Raw genomic sequence first — 14,360 nt, forward strand, 5'->3', positions numbered from 1 at the left:
GGACTGGCGTCATGCAGGCAAGCCAGCTCCCCACAGTTTGACTGATAGGGGTCAGATGAATCTCAGTGGCTGGGCTGGCGTCATCGCAGGCAAACCAGCTCCCACAGTTTGACTGATGGGGGTCAGATGAATCTCAGTGGCTGGGCTGGCGTCATCGCAGGCAGGCCAGCTCCCACAGTTTGATAGATGGGGGTCAGATGAATCTCAGTGGCTGGGCTGGCGTCATGCAGGCAAGTTGGCTCCCACAGTTTGATCGGAGGGCATCGAGCAGTTGGGGGGAACCTGTCGGCGATTCTGGCCTCCTAGTTAGCACCACGGCCGGTAATTCAAACGGCTGTTTTCAGGTTATTGCCCTCGCAAACGACCTAACGCATTTGCGCCCTTGAGCGCCTGCCAGCGCTCGGGTAATGTCATCAGACCCACAGGACAGAGCACGCCCATGACTTCCAAGCTGGAACAACTCAAGCAATTCACCACCGTCGTAGCCGATACCGGCGATTTCTCTACGCTCGCCAAGCTCAAGCCGCAAGACGCGACCACCAACCCTTCCCTGCTGCTCAAGGCTGCGTCGATTCCTGGCTATGCCAAGCTGCTGGATGAGTGTGTGCAGGACTGCAACGGCGATGTGGGCCTGGCCAGTGACCGCTTTGCGGTGGCGGTGGGTCAAGAGATTCTCAAAGTCGTGCCGGGCCGTATTTCCACTGAGGTGGATGCGCGTCTGTCGTTCGACGAGGCCGCGATTCTCAAGCGTGCGCACCGTCTGATCGACCTGTACGACAAGGCTGGGGTTGGCCGTGACCGCGTGCTGATCAAGATCGCCTCCACCTGGGAAGGCATCCGCGCCGCGGAGAAGCTGGAAAAAGAAGGCATCCAGACCAACCTGACTCTGCTGTTCTCGTTTGCCCAGGCCGTGGCTTGTGCTGAAGCGGGTGTGTTTTTGATTTCGCCGTTCGTGGGCCGTATCTACGATTGGTACAAGAAGGCCAACGGCAACGACTACACCGGCTCCGAAGACCCGGGCGTGCAGTCGGTGACGCGCATCTACAACTACTACAAGGCTAACGGCTACAAGACCGTGGTGATGGGTGCGAGCTTCCGTAACCTCAGCCAGATCGAAGAGCTTGCCGGGTGTGATCGCCTGACCATCAGCCCGGACCTGCTGGAGAAGCTGGCGGCGGATGAAGGCAAGCTGGAGCGCAAGTTGGCGCCAGGCCATGCCGGTGAGGCCCGTGTGCATATGACTGAAGCGCAGTTCCGTTGGGAGTCCAACGAGGACGCGATGGCGACTGAGAAGCTGGCAGAGGGCATTCGCCAGTTTGCGCGGGACCAGGAGAAGCTGGAGGCGTTGTTGTCGGCCAAGCTGTAAAGGCAGATAGCGGCAAAAAGGGCGGTACCTGTGAGGGTGCCGCCCTTTTTTGTGCGTCGGTGTCACCGCCGCCCTATGTGGGAGCTGGCTTGCCTGCGATAGCGGTGGGCCAGTCAACACTTCATCGACTGACCCTGCGCAATCGCAGGCAAGCCAGCTCCCACATTGGACTGTGTGTGTTTGAGCAGGGAAGCTGTTAGTGCCGCTCGAGTGCGTTGACGAGGTCGTGGAAGGCTTCGCGGTTGGACTCGTTGAGGCCCATCAAGATCTTATGCGCTTCCAGCACCTTGACCCGTACGATCTCTTCGGACTGGTCCTGGGACGGCAGGTCGGTGAGGCATTCCGGGCACGGGATGGGGCGATCAACGATGTTGAACACCTGGTCAAAGCCCATGGACTGCAACAGACGAGTGATGTCTTCATGGGTGGTGACCACGGTCGGCAACAGGCCGACCTTCTGCCGCGACAGAATGGACAACTTGGCCAACAGGCCCAGGGTGGTGCTATCGATGCTGCGCGTTTCGGTCAGGTCGATCACGATCGCCGAGAAGTTCAGCGCGGTGAAGATCCGCTCGATCGTCGCATCCAGGGCCGAACACAAGGTCAGGCGCACTTCACCGACAAATTTCAGGACGAAGGTCCCGTCTTGCTCGGCGAATTGGATTCTTCCGGTACTCATCAAAGATTCCTGCTCAACACCAATAGGGCGATATCATCCGGCATCTCCCCTAGCGTGGCCAATCCAAAAACCTGCCGCAGGCCATCCAGGCTGCCGCCCGCCGACTTGACCTTTTGGGGCAAGGCGGCTTCTTTCTCTTTGAGTGTAGGCTCTGGCAAAAGGTCCAGGATGCCGTCGGACATCAGCGTCAGGCTGAAAGTCGGCGGCAGTTCCAGGATGTGGTCTTCGTAGGTGGCTTCGTTAAACAAGCCTACGGGCAGGCCACGCCCTTCCAGGTAGCGCACACTGTCAGGAGTGTACAAAACAGGCATCGGCAGGTGACCGCCAATGCTGTAGGTCAAAAGACCAGTTTCTTCGTCGATCACGCCGCCGACCATCGTCACGTGCTTGCCCAGCTTGCAGCTGATCAGGCCCCGGTTGATGTGGCCCAGCACCTCGGAGGGGGTGAACTCCGGCAAGGTGCCATTGCGCTTGGACTCGAACAACAGCCGTGTGGTCATGAACTTCAACAACACGGTGACAAAAGCCGAAGACGCGCCGTGGCCGGAAACGTCGGCCAGGTAGAAAGCAACGCGGCGCTCATCGACGCGGAAATAGTCGACAAAATCACCCGACAGGTACAACGACGGGATGATCTGGTGGGCAAACTTGAATTCGTCAATCGTCCAGGGGCTCACCGGCAGCATGTTCATCTGCACCTGGCGACCGGCGTTCTGGTCTTCCTGCAGCAGGTTCAGGCTGGCTTCGAGCTCGCGGTTGGCGGTCTCGAGCTTTTCGCGGTAGCGCTGGTTTTCCAAAAGCAGGCGTGCACGGTCCAGGGCGCGGCGCACCGAGTGCTCCAGCACGGCCAGGTCTTCCAGGGGCTTGATCAGGTAATCGGCAGCGCCCAGGCGCAGGGCTTCGACGGCGTCGTTCATGACACCGGCACCGGACACGACAATCACCGGCGTTTGCGGGGCAAGGTCGGTCACCTGGCGAATCAGCTCCAGGCCGCCCATCTGGGGCATGCGCAGGTCGCAGATCACAAGGTCGGGCTTGTCGCGCTCGAATACCTGGAGACCCTGTTGGCCATTACTGGCCTGCAGGACGCTGAAGCCACTGTCTTCCAAGTAGGCCGCGAGGCTCGCGCGCACTACTTCGTCGTCATCGATTATCAGCAGCGTGGCACTGGTTTTTTGCATGTGGGCAAACGGCGCCAGAATTAGGTTGGCGTAGGCGGCTCGGCAATGGCCGGGCTCACGTACTGGATTCGCTTTCTAGCCTCTCTGTCCTACAAAGCATTGGGATTTGGCCCATGCACAACGGTAAAGCAGAGGTGCCCTTCTAAGGCGCAGACGGTACTCCCATCCGTGAGGGGTTTCAAGCTCATGCCGATGGTCGCCGGGCGTCTTTACACCGCAAATCACCGGGAGTTATAAGAACCCTCACAACCACAACGCAAAGTAAGGATGGATGCTGTGAGCGAACACGAGCGCGACTACGCCGAAAAACGCGATTTCATCCGCATGCGAATAGATGCCGATGTGTCTTTGATCCATGCCGGGCAGGAGATTGCCGGTACCTGCGTGGACCTCTCCAGTTCCGGCATGCAGGTGCAGGCACCTCGCCAGTTCACGGTGGGTGACCTGCTGACCGTGCGCATCGACTCAGAGCACGCCGCGCTCAGGGGTCTTGAAGCGGATACCGAGGTGGTGTGGACCAAGGCGGTAGGCGATGACCAGCATCTGGGCCTCAAGATTCTGAAAATGCGCTAACGCAACATCCCGCCCCTGCGCAAAGGTGACGCGGAGCGTCACGGGATGCGTTCCCACGCGGAGCGTGGGGAATGATCAGCGCGCACAAAAAAGGCGACCCTATAAAGGTCGCCTTTTTCATTTCAAAACGTCACAGCTTAAAAGTCGTCAACGACCTTGCCGTCCTTGACCTTGAACTCGCGGTTCTGCAGGTAAGCGTTACGAATGAAGGTGTACTTGTCGCCGCTGATCAGCTTTTCGCTGTCGAGCAGGCTGGCGCGCACGTCGACGACGTTGAGGCCGAAGGTGCTGTTACGCCAGCCGATGTCGTTCATGTAGCGGTACGGTTGGGTGTAGCTGTCGACGTATTTGGACGGCGCATCACGCAAGGTGCTTGGGCCCAGCAACGGGATCATCACGTACGGGCCGCTGCCCACGCCCCAGTAGCCGAGGGTCTGGCCGAAGTCTTCATCGCTGCGCTGCAGCCCCATTTTGGTGCCGACGTCAATAAAGCCCAGAACGCCAAATGTGGTGTTGACCAACAAGCGGGCGGTGTCGACGCCTGCATTGTGCGGCTTGAGTTGCAGCACGTTGTTGGCCAGGTTGCCGACATCACCGATGTTGCGGAAGAAGTTGTGAACGCCGTCCTGCACAAATTGTGGGGTGACGAACTGATAGCCCTGGGCGATTGGCTTGAGGGCATAGGTGTCAACGGTGTCGTTGAAGGTGAAGATGGGGCGGTTGACGCTTTCCCACGGGTCATCTTCCGAGGCCGCTTGGGCAGCGAAAGGCGCCAACAGGATGGTGGCACACACCGATAGCTGAGCGAAGTACTGGCTCCAGCGCATAGCTTTTGCTCCTTGAATGGTCTGTCATGGGCGCTATGCCCTGAATAAGGCTGTCAGTATATGACGGAAGTGCCGATTTAGGCAGCTACCTAGAATCGTCTTAGGGAAAATGCACAAAATTCCTACAAATATCGACAGTGTCATCCCCTTGTCATGCCGCCCCGATAGCGTGGCAGCTATTTCAGGGACGTTCAGATGCCACACGCCGAGATTGCCGTCGCCGCCGCCCCCTCATTGACCGCCGTGTTATTTGGCCTGAGTGGCTGCCTGGTGGATTTTGGTTCCCTGGCGCGCACCGACTCACCTTGCGCCGACGCCGAGGCCACGCCAGGCGCGTTGAAAATCCTGCGCAGTCTCAAAGAACAAGGCGTGCCCTGCGCCTGGCTGGACGAACTGCCTCCCGCCGTGACCACGCCACTCTGCGCCGGCCTGCCTGGCTGGCTCAAGGCGGCCTCGCCCTCCTCCATTCGCTGGCCCGCGCCCCACGCTTGCTGGCAAGCCCTGATGGAGTTGAACATCGAACGCCTGGAAGGCTGCGTACTGGTCAGCGGCGAGCCGCGCCTGCTGCAATCGGGCCTGAATGCCGGTTTGTGGACCATCGGCCTGGCCTCCTGCGGTTCGCTCTGCGGCCTGTCGCCCCAGCAATGGCAGGCGCTGACCGAGCAGCAACGCGAACACAAGCGCGGCAAGGCCACGGTGGCGCTCTATGGCCTGGGTGTGCATTCGGTGATCGACCACCTCGGCGAACTCGGCACCTGCCTGGCCGACATCCGCCTGCGCCAGCTCAAGGGCGAGAAGCCCTGATCGAGATCATGCACAGTTGGCCGCAGTGGATTAATCTACAGTTCAGCCCGTAGACCTTTCACGGCGTGCCGCGGTCTATGCCAGTGCCTATCGATAAAAGGAAAGAACGTCATGCCTGATCGCGAGAAGTTACAACAGCAGGCCGATATTGTGCGTGAGCAACTGGAGAACCATCCCGAGTTGCCCGCCGAGAAACGTCAAGCATTGGAAGAGTTGATCGCCAAATTCGAAGTCCAGTTGGAAATGGAACCGGCCACCCAGACGCCCAGCATCGCTGACGATGTGAACCGGGCAGTGGAAGGTTTTGAACTGGACCATCCAGGCATTGCCGGGACGTTGCGCAATATCGTGCTAACCCTTGGCAATATCGGCATCTAACCCGAGCCCAAGCCAAACACAAAACCAAATGTGGTAGCTGGCTTGCCTGCGATAGCGGTGTATCAGTCACTTGATGAATGACTGAAAGATCGCAATCGCAGGCAAGCCAGCTCCCACAGTTTTTTGTATGAAGGCTTACTGACGCGCCAGGCGCACGTTCAGGAACTGGGTGTTCTCAGTGCTGCGATACGGGTTGATATCCAACCCACCCCGGCGCACATAGCGTGCATACACCGTCAACTTCTCCGGCTTGAGCAAGCGCTGCAAGTCCAGGAAGATCCGCTCCACACACTGCTCATGAAAGTCCGAGTGCTGGCGAAAGCTGACGATATATTCCAGCAGGCTGGCGTGATCCAGCGCCGCACCACGGTATTCCACCACCACACTGCCCCAGTCAGGCTGGCTGGTCACCGGGCAGTTGGATTTGAGCAGGTGGCTGTGCACGCTCTCCTCCACCACGCGCGAATCATCGCAAAGCAGCAGTTCCGGGCGCGGGTGTTCGTAGCTGCTGACGTTGATATCCAGGCCGTCAATGCACACGCCCGGCAACGCCATCACGCCTTCGGCCTCGATGTCGGCCAGGCTGCGAATGCGCACGTTCACGGGCTTGCCGGCCGCAGCGCTGAGGTCGGTGCGCAGGGTGGCTTCAAGGCTTTGCGTATCGGCAAACGCGGTCTGGTTCAGCGAGTTGAGGTACAGCTTGAACGACTTGGACTCGATGATGTTTGGCGAGTCGGCCGGAATGCTGAATTCACCGATGGCTACCACCGGCTTGCCCGAGGGCAACAGCCAGGACAGTTCGAAGCAGTTCCAGAAATCCACGCCCTTGTACGGCAGGGTCTCGGCGCTCAGGCCCAGCTCGGCCCACTTGGCGGCGCGTGGAATCGGGAACAACAACGAAGGCGTGTAAGTGCTGATGTATTCACTGGACTTGCCCAGCGGCGAATGTTCGGCTGCGGGATGCATGGCGGAAACCTGGCTAAATAAACCGCGCCAGTCTACCAGCCTTTGCTCCCGCCCTTAACAAACGCCTCACTCAACGGTCAGTTTGCCGACCATGCCCGCCTGGTAATGCCCAGGCAGGTTGCAGGCGAACTCAAGGCCTGTGGCCTGCTTGAACGTCCAGGTCAGTTCGGCCGTCTTGCCCGGCTCCACCAACACACTGTTGGGATCGTCGTGCTTCATGCCGCCCATGTCGCCGTGGCCCATGGCGCTGTGATCCATCTTGCCCATGCCGGTGGCGGTGAGCATGCCACTGGCTTGCATCTGCAACATCTCTTTCTGGTGGGCGGCATGCATGGCCGCGTCACCCAGGTTGAACTCATGCAGCAACTGGCCTTTGTTGACCAGCACGAAGCGCACGGTTTCACCGGCCTTGACGTCCAGGGACTTGGGCTCAAAGGCAATGTCCCGCAGCGTGACTTCAACGGTGCGCGTGGCTTTATCCGCCGGGGCCGGCTGGCCGAACGCGTAGGTGTGAGTCGCATCCGCCAGTGCATTGAAACTCAACGCCAACAGGCAGCCCGCCAATAACTGGGGTGTACGCAACGCCATCTTTCACTCTCCAAAATAGGTATCCAGCGTGGGCAACACTTTAAGATGGCCTCGCTGCCAGCCAGCTGACTGCTAGATTACAACTTTGTCAGCTTGCGCCCATACCCCGGAGCCCAGGGTATAAAGGCCGGCGTCCACCTTGACCAAGAGCCCTACATGAAACTGCTGATCGTCGAAGACCAACCCAAAACCGGTCATTACCTGCGTCAGGGCCTGGCCGAAGCGGGCTTTACCACCGAACTGGTGGCCGACGGCACCAGTGGCCAGCACTTGGCGCTAACGGGCGACTATGACTTGTTGATCCTCGATGTGATGCTGCCCGGCCGCGATGGCTGGCAAATCCTGCAGGCGGTGCGCAGTGCCGGCCTGGACATCCCGGTGCTATTCCTCACCGCTCGCGATGCCGTAGAAGACCGAGTACATGGCCTGGAGCTGGGCGCCGACGATTACCTGGTCAAACCCTTCGCGTTTTCCGAACTGCTGGCGCGGGTGCGCACCTTGTTGCGCCGTGGCAGCAGCACGCCGCAGGAGACCACGCTGCAACTGGCCGACCTGAGCCTGGACTTGATCCGCCGGCGCGTCGAGCGCAGCGGCCAGCGCATCGACCTCACCGCCAAGGAGTTCGCCTTGCTGGAGCTGCTGCTACGCCGCCAGGGCGAAGTGCTGCCCAAGACGCTGATCGCCTCCCAGGTGTGGGACATGAATTTCGACAGCGACACCAACATCATCGAAGTCGCCATTCGCCGCCTGCGCCTGAAAGTCGACGACAATTTCCCCAATAAGCTGATCCACACCGTGCGCGGCATGGGTTACGTGTTGGAGGAACGGTTCACGTGATCAAGCGCCTGTCCCTGACCAGCCGCCTCGCGCTGCTGTTTGCCGCCTGCACGGCGGTGGTCTCGTTGATCGCCGGGGTGTTGTTCAACCGGGCCAGCGAGGCGCATTTCATGGAGCTGGACCAGCAACAGCTCGAAAGCAAACTGGTGGCCCTGCGCAGCACCTTGCAGGGTGTCGCCTCACCGGAAGACCTCGCCCGGCGAACCCCTCAACTGCGCGCCGAACTCGACCACCAGCCCGACCTCGCCTTGCGCATCACCGGAGCTGGGCAACGTTGGCTGGACGGCGCGCCACACCTTCCCTTGCCCCAAGCACCCGGCCTGCACAGCCTGCAATACGCAGGCACCGACTACCGCGTATTCATCGCGCCCTTGACGCCCAGCCAACTGGATTCGCCACAACTGACCCTGATCCTCGACATCACCCACCACCAGCACTTTCTGCAACGCATGCAACGCTTGATCTGGCTGACCGTCGGCCTCTCGGCCCTGGCCACTGCCCTGCTCGGCGCCTGGGCTGCGCGCAGTGGCTTGCGACCGCTGCGGCGCATGGGCGAAGTGGCCGCCAGTGTCTCCGCCCACTCCCTCACGCAACGCTTACCCCAAGAACAAATGCCGGTGGAGCTCGCGGAGCTGGCCCAAGCCGTCAACGCCATGCTGGCGCGCCTGGATGACGCGTTCCAGCGCCTGTCTGCCTTCAGCGCAGATATCGCCCACGAACTGCGCACACCGCTGTCCAACCTGCTGACCCAGACCCAAGTCATCCTCACCCAACCGCGCCCGCTGGAGGATTACCGCGAGGCGCTGCACAGCAATCTGGAAGAGCTGCAATGGATGGCGCAACTGGTCAACGACATGCTGTACCTGGCCAAAGCTGACCACGGCTTGCTGATGCCCAGCCGAGAAGCTCTGGATTTGGGCGATGAGGTCGACGCACTGTTGGAGTTCTTTACCCTGCTGGCGGAGGACGCACAGGTGACGCTGGTGCGCGAAGGCACCGCCCAGACGATGGGCGATCGCGGTATGTTGCGCCGGGCCTTGTCGAATCTGCTGGATAACGCGCTGCGGTTTACCCCACCGGGCGGCGAAGTGCGGGTGCGGATCGAGAGTGGCGTGACACTGACGGTTGAGAACAGCGGGGAAGGTATTCCTGCGCCGTTATTGCCGCGGCTGTTTGACCGGTTCTACCGAGCCGATCCGTCGAGGCGTGCAGGTAGCAGTGAACATGCGGGCCTGGGGTTGGCGATTACCCAGTCGATTGTGCGGGCGCATGGCGGGAGGATTTATTGTGAGTCGCAGGCGGGCTGGACCAGGTTTGTGATTGAGTTGCCCAAGGGCGACTGCTGATCGTTCCCACGCTTTGCTGATCGTTCCCACGCTCCGCGTGGGAACGCATTCCGGGACGCTCTGCGTCCTAACAGCGGACGCGGAGCGTCCGGTGAGGCATTCCCACGCAGAGCGTGGGAACGAGCAGGTTACGAATACCTGAGGGCGTGCGCCGGCTCAATCTTCGCCGCCCGATACGCCGGGTAAATCGTCGCCAAGAAGCTCAACACAAACCCCGCCGAGCAGATCAGCAACACATCCCCACCTTGCAGCTCCGAAGGCAGGTTACTGACAAAGTACACATCCGAGCTGAAGATATGCTGCCCGCTCACCCGCTCCAGCCAGCCCACCAGCTCACTCACGTTCAGCGCCGCAATCACCCCCAGCACGCCGCCGATCAAGGTGCCGACCACGCCAATCACGGTGCCCTGCACCATGAAGATCGCCATAATCTGCCGAGGTGTGGCGCCGATGGTACGCAGGATGGCGATATCCGCGCCTTTGTCGTTCACCACCATGATCAAGGTGGCGATGATGTTGAACGCGGCCACGGCGACGATCATCAGCAACAGCAGGCCGATCATGGTCTTTTCCATTTTCATCGCGCTGAACAGGCTGCCCTGGGTGTGGGTCCAGTCATCCGGCTTGTAAGCCGCGCCCAGGCTGGCGGCGATATCTGCCGAGACTTTGGGCGCTGCGTACAAGTCCTTTACCGCCAGGCGCACGCTTTGTACCTGGTTGGGCTGCCAATGCTGGATTTCAGCGGCGTCGGCCATGTGGATCAGGGCCATGGAGCCATCCAGTTCGGCGCCGACCTTGAAGATGCCCACCACATTCAGGCGCTGCATCCGCGGGGTGATACCGCCCGGGGCGCTGCTGAGCTCCGGCACGATCAGGGTCAGCTTGTCGCCCACGTTCAGGCGAAAACGCCGCGCAGTGATATCACCGACCACCACACCGAACTCGCCGGGTTTGAGGTCGTCGAGTTTGCCGCGCACGATGTGCTGGGCCACGATCGACACCTTGCCTTCCTGGGCCGGGTCGACGCCACTGATCTCGATCGGCTGCATCGCGCCCTTATAGGAAAACATGCCATCCATCTGGGTGAAGGGCACAGCGGCGGTGACTTGCGGATTCTTCATCGCGGCGGCGGCCACCGGCTGCCAATCATCAATCGGCTTTACGCCGACGATGGTGGCGTGGGGCACCATGCCGAGGATGCGCGAGCTCATTTCACGCTGAAAGCCGTTCATTACCGAAAGCACTACGATCATCGCCAATACGCCCAGGGCGAGGCCGATCATCGAGGTCATCGAGATAAACGAGACAAAACGGTTGCGGCGCTTGGCGCGGGTATAGCGCGTGCCGATAAAAATCGATAACGGTCTGAACATTCGCGGGCACCGTTGGAAAAATGAAAAAGCCCGACCTCAAAAAACCGGGCTTGCAACAGGTCAGATAGCGACCAGATGACCTTCCTGCAAATGCAGTACGCGGTCCATCTGCCGGGCCATGCTCATGTCATGGGTCACCACCAGGAACGCGGTGCGCATCTGGGTGCTCAGTTCCAGCATCAAGTCCTTGATGCCCTGGGCGGTGTGGGAGTCGAGGTTGCCGGTCGGCTCGTCGAGCATCACCAGGCCCGGGTTGTTCACCAGGGCACGGGCAATCGCCACGCGCTGGCGCTCACCACCGGACAACTCCGCTGGCTTGTGCTCCAGGCGGTGGCCCAGGCCGACGCGTTCGAGCAAGGCCGTGGCACGCTGACGCGCTTCAGGAATCGCGGTCTTGCCGATCAACAGCGGCATGCACACGTTTTCCAGGGCGGTGAATTCCGGCAGCAAGTGGTGGAACTGGTACACAAAGCCCAACGAGCGGTTACGCAGTTGGCCGCGGGCCTTTTCATTCAACGCCGACAGTTCTTCGCCAGCCAGCCATACGCTGCCCTGGGACGGCGTATCGAGGCCGCCCAACAGGTTGAGCAAGGTACTCTTGCCGGAACCGGAACTGCCGACGATCGCCACGCGCTCGCCAGGGTGCAGTTCAAGCTGCAGGTTGGACAGCACCACCACCGACTCCGGGCCTTCCTCGTAGGATTTGCCCAGGTTGCGGCAGCTCAGGATTGCTTTTTCACTCATGCCCGATTCACTCATAACGTAATGCCTGTGCTGGCTGGGTACGTGCCGCGCGCCAGGCTGGATACAGGGTGGCAAGGAAGCTCAGGACCAACGCAGCGCCGCCCACCATCAGCACGTCCTGGGTTTGCACCTGGGACGGCAAGTAATCGATGAAGTAGACGTCGGCGTTGAGAAACTTGTGGCCGATCACTTTTTCAAGCAGGGCAATGGCGGCGCTGACGTTCAGCGCGGCCAGAATGCCCACCGCCGTGCCGATCAAGGTGCCGACTACGCCGATGACGGTGCCCTGCACCATGAAGATCGCCATGATCTGCCCCGGCGTGGCGCCCAACGTACGCAGAATGGCGATGTCGCCCTTCTTGTCGTTCACCACCATCACCAGCGTGGAGATGATGTTGAAAGCCGCCACGGCGACGATCAGCAACAACAACAGGCCGATCATGGCTTTTTCCATGCGGATGGCCTGGTACAGGTTGCCGTGGGTGCGGGTCCAGTCGCGGGCGTAGTACTCGGTCTCCCCCAGGTGCTGGGCAATTTCCCAGGCACCGCGCGGCGCATCGAACAGGTCGTTGAATTTCAGGCGCAGGCCCTGCACCTGGTCAGGCTGCCAGCGATGCAGGCGGGCCAGGTCGGTGAGGTTGGTCAGGCCGATGTAACCGTCGATCTCGCCAGCACCGACGTGGAAGGTGCCCACCACGGTAAAGCGCTTCATGCGCGGGAACATGCCGGCCGGGGTCACGGTGACTTCCGGGGCGACGAAGGTCAGCTTGTCGCCAACCCCCACGCCCAGCTTGGCCGCGGCCTTGTCACCGATGACGATGCCAAAGCTGCCCGGCGCCAGCGCGTCGAGCTTACCTTGCAGCATGAACTTGTCGATGATCGAGACGTTGCGCTCCTGGGCCGGGTCGATGCCGTTGAGCAGGATCTTCTGCACTTTGCCGTCGTTGGTCAGCAACCCCTGCATCTGGGTAAACGGCGCGACCGCCACCACCTTGGGGTTCTGCTGGACCTTGGCGGCCAGGCTTTGCCAGTCGTTGATGGGCGCATCGCCCTCGATGGTCGCGTGGGGCACCATGCCCAGCACGCGGGTGCGCATCTCATGATCGAAGCCGTTCATCACCGACAGCACCACGATCATCACGACCACGCCCAGGGCGAGACCGATCATCGAGGTCAAGGAAATGAACGACACAAAATGATTGCGACGCTTTGCACGGGTATAACGCGTGCCGATAAATACGAAGAGAGGTCTGAACATGTCGGGGCTTGTTCGGAGGAAAAGAAGACGTCCCGGTGGCGGGGTCTGGTCAGCAGCTTTACACTCAGACCATTACCGTTACCTGGGGTTCGCCATGTCGACATTAGATGAAGAAGAGCGCCGCGAATACTACCGTATCGATGACATGATCGCACTTCAAATCAAACCCCTGTCTGGCCCCGACGCGGCGAGCAAGGAAGTGTTGCTGGATGATTCACCGCTGTTCAATCTGCTCAGCGAGCTGCACTTGAGCGAATTCGAAGCCCAGCACCTGCTGCGCCAGATCAGCGAGAAAGACCGCAGCCTGGCGGCCTTCCTCAAAGTGCAGAACAAACGCCTGGATCTGCTCAGCCAGGTCATGGCTCGCGGTTTGCTGAAGGAGGTGGGCGCGCCGCAACCGGTGATCCTCTCCGAAGGCGGCATCGACTTCCAGCACCCGACACCGCTGCCCGCCGACACTCACCTGGCGGTCAAGCTGGTGCTGATGCCCCAGGCGCTCGGCCTGTTGCTGCGCGCGCGGGTGACCCATTGCGACCCCAAGGGCGACGGCTTTGACGTGGGTACGGAGTTCGAGTCCATGACCGATGCCCAACGCCAACTGCTGGCGCGCTATATCCTGCAGAAACAGGCCCAGGAACGCCGTCTGGCGCGAGAACAAAGCGAAGACCTCTGAATGCGTATTCACGACGCCAGCCATCCTGGCGCAAAGGAGCAACTGTGACCCTGATTTACGGCCACCGCGGTGCCAAAGGCGAAGCACCGGAAAACACCCTGACCAGCTTTCAGGAATGCCTCAAGCACGGCGTACGCCGCTGCGAGCTGGACTTGCACCTGTCCATGGACGGCGAGTTGATGGTCATCCACGACCCGACCCTCAAGCGCACCACCGACCGGCGCGGCAAGGTCGTCGAGTACTCGGCGGCTGACCTGGTGAAGATGGACGCACGCAAAGGCGGCCCAGGCTGGGTAAGCCCCTGCCCGATTCCACGTCTGGAGGAGCTGTTCGAACAGTGCGACTTCGATCACTGGCAACTGGAAGTCAAAAGCGCCTCGCGTACCCGTGCCGCCACCACTGTGCTGGCCATCCGTGAAATGGCCGTGCGCTTCGGCCTGATGGACAAGGTCACAGTGACCTCAAGCTCGCGGGAGGTGTTGAAAGCCGCGGTAGAACTCACCCCGGACCTGTCACGCGGCCTGGTCGCTGAATACGCCTGGCTCGACCCGCTGAAGGTCGCGCAGAACTACGGCTGTGAGTATTTGGCATTGAACTGGACGCTGTGCACCCCCGAGCGGCTGGAAAAAGCCCAGCGCCAGGGCTTGCATGTGTCCGTGTGGACAGTCAACGAACCTGCGCTGATGCGCAGGCTCGCCGACTTCGGCGTAGATAGCCTGATTACAGACTTTCCCGGTTTGGCCACTGCCACCCTCGAGAATTACTGA

The 14,360-nt window shown here is 60.7% G+C and carries 16 protein-coding genes; 8 read left to right on the forward strand and 8 right to left on the reverse strand.

Features of this window, described 5'->3' with window-relative positions:
* Positions 1 to 439 precede the first annotated feature (439 nt).
* Positions 440 to 1,366, forward strand: a complete 927-nt coding sequence (gene tal, locus BOP96_RS19760; RefSeq protein ID WP_014717528.1) for a transaldolase — start codon at positions 440 to 442, stop codon at positions 1,364 to 1,366.
* 196 nt (positions 1,367 to 1,562) lie between these two features.
* On the opposite strand, the gene rssC is transcribed toward tal, so the two are convergent.
* Both rssC and rssB read right to left on the reverse strand, forming a co-directional pair.
* Entirely contained in the window at positions 1,563 to 2,045 is a 483-nt protein-coding gene (gene rssC, locus BOP96_RS19765; protein WP_010212025.1) for an anti-sigma factor antagonist RssC, read from the reverse strand.
* Positions 2,045 to 3,226, reverse strand: coding sequence for a two-component system response regulator RssB (rssB, locus tag BOP96_RS19770; RefSeq protein WP_014717527.1), 1,182 nt, complete (start codon positions 3,224 to 3,226; stop codon positions 2,045 to 2,047). Before rssB ends, rssC begins: the two co-directional genes overlap by 1 nt.
* A gap of 276 nt (positions 3,227 to 3,502) precedes the next feature.
* On the opposite strand from rssB, the gene BOP96_RS19780 reads away from it, so the two are divergent.
* The gene (locus tag BOP96_RS19780; protein ID WP_003189689.1) at positions 3,503 to 3,799 is read left to right on the forward strand and encodes a PilZ domain-containing protein; all 297 of its coding nucleotides are present in this window, start codon (positions 3,503 to 3,505) and stop codon (positions 3,797 to 3,799) included.
* Between the two features lie 137 nt (positions 3,800 to 3,936).
* Here the strand turns inward: BOP96_RS19780 and BOP96_RS19785 are convergent, their stop codons facing one another.
* The gene (locus BOP96_RS19785; protein ID WP_003189688.1) at positions 3,937 to 4,626 is read right to left on the reverse strand and encodes an MlaA family lipoprotein; all 690 of its coding nucleotides are present in this window, start codon (positions 4,624 to 4,626) and stop codon (positions 3,937 to 3,939) included.
* Between the two features lie 195 nt (positions 4,627 to 4,821).
* Here BOP96_RS19785 and BOP96_RS19790 point away from each other — a divergent pair, with 195 nt between their 5' ends.
* On the forward strand, positions 4,822 to 5,430 hold the full coding sequence (locus BOP96_RS19790) for a hypothetical protein (protein ID WP_003189687.1): 609 nt from the start codon (positions 4,822 to 4,824) through the stop codon (positions 5,428 to 5,430).
* A gap of 111 nt (positions 5,431 to 5,541) precedes the next feature.
* On the forward strand, positions 5,542 to 5,808 hold the full coding sequence (locus BOP96_RS19795) for a DUF4404 family protein (RefSeq protein ID WP_014717525.1): 267 nt from the start codon (positions 5,542 to 5,544) through the stop codon (positions 5,806 to 5,808).
* A gap of 135 nt (positions 5,809 to 5,943) precedes the next feature.
* Here the strand turns inward: BOP96_RS19795 and queF are convergent, their stop codons facing one another.
* Together queF and copI are read right to left on the reverse strand one after the other, a co-directional pair.
* Complete coding sequence (gene queF / locus BOP96_RS19800; protein WP_073453803.1) at positions 5,944 to 6,774, reverse strand: NADPH-dependent 7-cyano-7-deazaguanine reductase QueF; 831 nt, start codon at positions 6,772 to 6,774, stop codon at positions 5,944 to 5,946.
* A gap of 66 nt (positions 6,775 to 6,840) precedes the next feature.
* The gene (gene copI, locus BOP96_RS19805; protein WP_003189683.1) at positions 6,841 to 7,362 is read right to left on the reverse strand and encodes a copper-resistant cuproprotein CopI; all 522 of its coding nucleotides are present in this window, start codon (positions 7,360 to 7,362) and stop codon (positions 6,841 to 6,843) included.
* 156 nt (positions 7,363 to 7,518) lie between these two features.
* Between copI and BOP96_RS19810 the strand changes: the two genes are divergently transcribed.
* Both BOP96_RS19810 and BOP96_RS19815 read left to right on the forward strand, forming a co-directional pair.
* Entirely contained in the window at positions 7,519 to 8,199 is a 681-nt protein-coding gene (locus BOP96_RS19810; RefSeq protein ID WP_020302902.1) for a heavy metal response regulator transcription factor, read from the forward strand.
* Positions 8,196 to 9,545, forward strand: a complete 1,350-nt coding sequence (locus BOP96_RS19815; RefSeq protein ID WP_019818239.1) for a heavy metal sensor histidine kinase — start codon at positions 8,196 to 8,198, stop codon at positions 9,543 to 9,545. The genes BOP96_RS19810 and BOP96_RS19815 overlap by 4 nt, the downstream gene beginning before the upstream one ends.
* A 128-nt stretch (positions 9,546 to 9,673) precedes the next feature.
* On the opposite strand, the gene BOP96_RS19820 is transcribed toward BOP96_RS19815, so the two are convergent.
* Genes BOP96_RS19820 through BOP96_RS19830 form a run of 3 tightly spaced genes read right to left on the reverse strand, consistent with a single transcriptional unit; the run spans position 9,674 to position 12,920 of the window.
* Positions 9,674 to 10,918, reverse strand: a complete 1,245-nt coding sequence (locus tag BOP96_RS19820; protein WP_014717521.1) for a lipoprotein-releasing ABC transporter permease subunit — start codon at positions 10,916 to 10,918, stop codon at positions 9,674 to 9,676.
* A 60-nt stretch (positions 10,919 to 10,978) separates the two neighbouring features.
* The gene (gene lolD, locus BOP96_RS19825; protein ID WP_019818240.1) at positions 10,979 to 11,662 is read right to left on the reverse strand and encodes a lipoprotein-releasing ABC transporter ATP-binding protein LolD; all 684 of its coding nucleotides are present in this window, start codon (positions 11,660 to 11,662) and stop codon (positions 10,979 to 10,981) included.
* A gap of 7 nt (positions 11,663 to 11,669) precedes the next feature.
* Positions 11,670 to 12,920 carry a lipoprotein-releasing ABC transporter permease subunit gene (locus tag BOP96_RS19830; protein WP_014717520.1) on the reverse strand — a complete coding sequence of 417 codons (1,251 nt, stop codon included), beginning with the start codon at positions 12,918 to 12,920 and terminating at the stop codon, positions 11,670 to 11,672.
* Positions 12,921 to 13,014: 94 nt separating this feature from the next.
* Between BOP96_RS19830 and BOP96_RS19835 the strand changes: the two genes are divergently transcribed.
* The gene (locus tag BOP96_RS19835) at positions 13,015 to 13,593 is read left to right on the forward strand and encodes a PilZ domain-containing protein (protein ID WP_014717519.1); all 579 of its coding nucleotides are present in this window, start codon (positions 13,015 to 13,017) and stop codon (positions 13,591 to 13,593) included.
* 44 nt (positions 13,594 to 13,637) lie between these two features.
* A complete protein-coding gene (locus BOP96_RS19840) occupies positions 13,638 to 14,360 on the forward strand; it encodes a glycerophosphodiester phosphodiesterase (RefSeq protein ID WP_014717518.1) in 723 nt (240 codons plus the stop codon).

The sequence above is a fragment of the Pseudomonas sp. FSL W5-0203 genome, from assembly GCF_001896155.1.
Lineage (GTDB): Bacteria > Pseudomonadota > Gammaproteobacteria > Pseudomonadales > Pseudomonadaceae > Aquipseudomonas > Aquipseudomonas paracarnis.

Excerpts from the sequence above, each read along its gene's own strand:
- queF (WP_073453803.1), bottom strand. The coding sequence starts at position 6,774 with ATGCATCCCGCAGCCGAACATTCGCCGCTGGGCAAGTCCAGTGAATAC.
- BOP96_RS19830 (WP_014717520.1), bottom strand. The coding sequence starts at position 12,920 with ATGTTCAGACCTCTCTTCGTATTTATCGGCACGCGTTATACCCGTGCA.
- BOP96_RS19810 (WP_020302902.1), top strand. The coding sequence starts at position 7,519 with ATGAAACTGCTGATCGTCGAAGACCAACCCAAAACCGGTCATTACCTG.
- BOP96_RS19790 (WP_003189687.1), top strand. The coding sequence starts at position 4,822 with ATGCCACACGCCGAGATTGCCGTCGCCGCCGCCCCCTCATTGACCGCC.
- BOP96_RS19820 (WP_014717521.1), bottom strand. The coding sequence starts at position 10,918 with ATGTTCAGACCGTTATCGATTTTTATCGGCACGCGCTATACCCGCGCC.
- copI (WP_003189683.1), bottom strand. The coding sequence starts at position 7,362 with ATGGCGTTGCGTACACCCCAGTTATTGGCGGGCTGCCTGTTGGCGTTG.
- rssB (WP_014717527.1), bottom strand. The coding sequence starts at position 3,226 with ATGCAAAAAACCAGTGCCACGCTGCTGATAATCGATGACGACGAAGTA.
- BOP96_RS19785 (WP_003189688.1), bottom strand. The coding sequence starts at position 4,626 with ATGCGCTGGAGCCAGTACTTCGCTCAGCTATCGGTGTGTGCCACCATC.
- BOP96_RS19795 (WP_014717525.1), top strand. The coding sequence starts at position 5,542 with ATGCCTGATCGCGAGAAGTTACAACAGCAGGCCGATATTGTGCGTGAG.
- BOP96_RS19835 (WP_014717519.1), top strand. The coding sequence starts at position 13,015 with ATGTCGACATTAGATGAAGAAGAGCGCCGCGAATACTACCGTATCGAT.
- rssC (WP_010212025.1), bottom strand. The coding sequence starts at position 2,045 with ATGAGTACCGGAAGAATCCAATTCGCCGAGCAAGACGGGACCTTCGTC.
- lolD (WP_019818240.1), bottom strand. The coding sequence starts at position 11,662 with ATGAGTGAAAAAGCAATCCTGAGCTGCCGCAACCTGGGCAAATCCTAC.
- tal (WP_014717528.1), top strand. The coding sequence starts at position 440 with ATGACTTCCAAGCTGGAACAACTCAAGCAATTCACCACCGTCGTAGCC.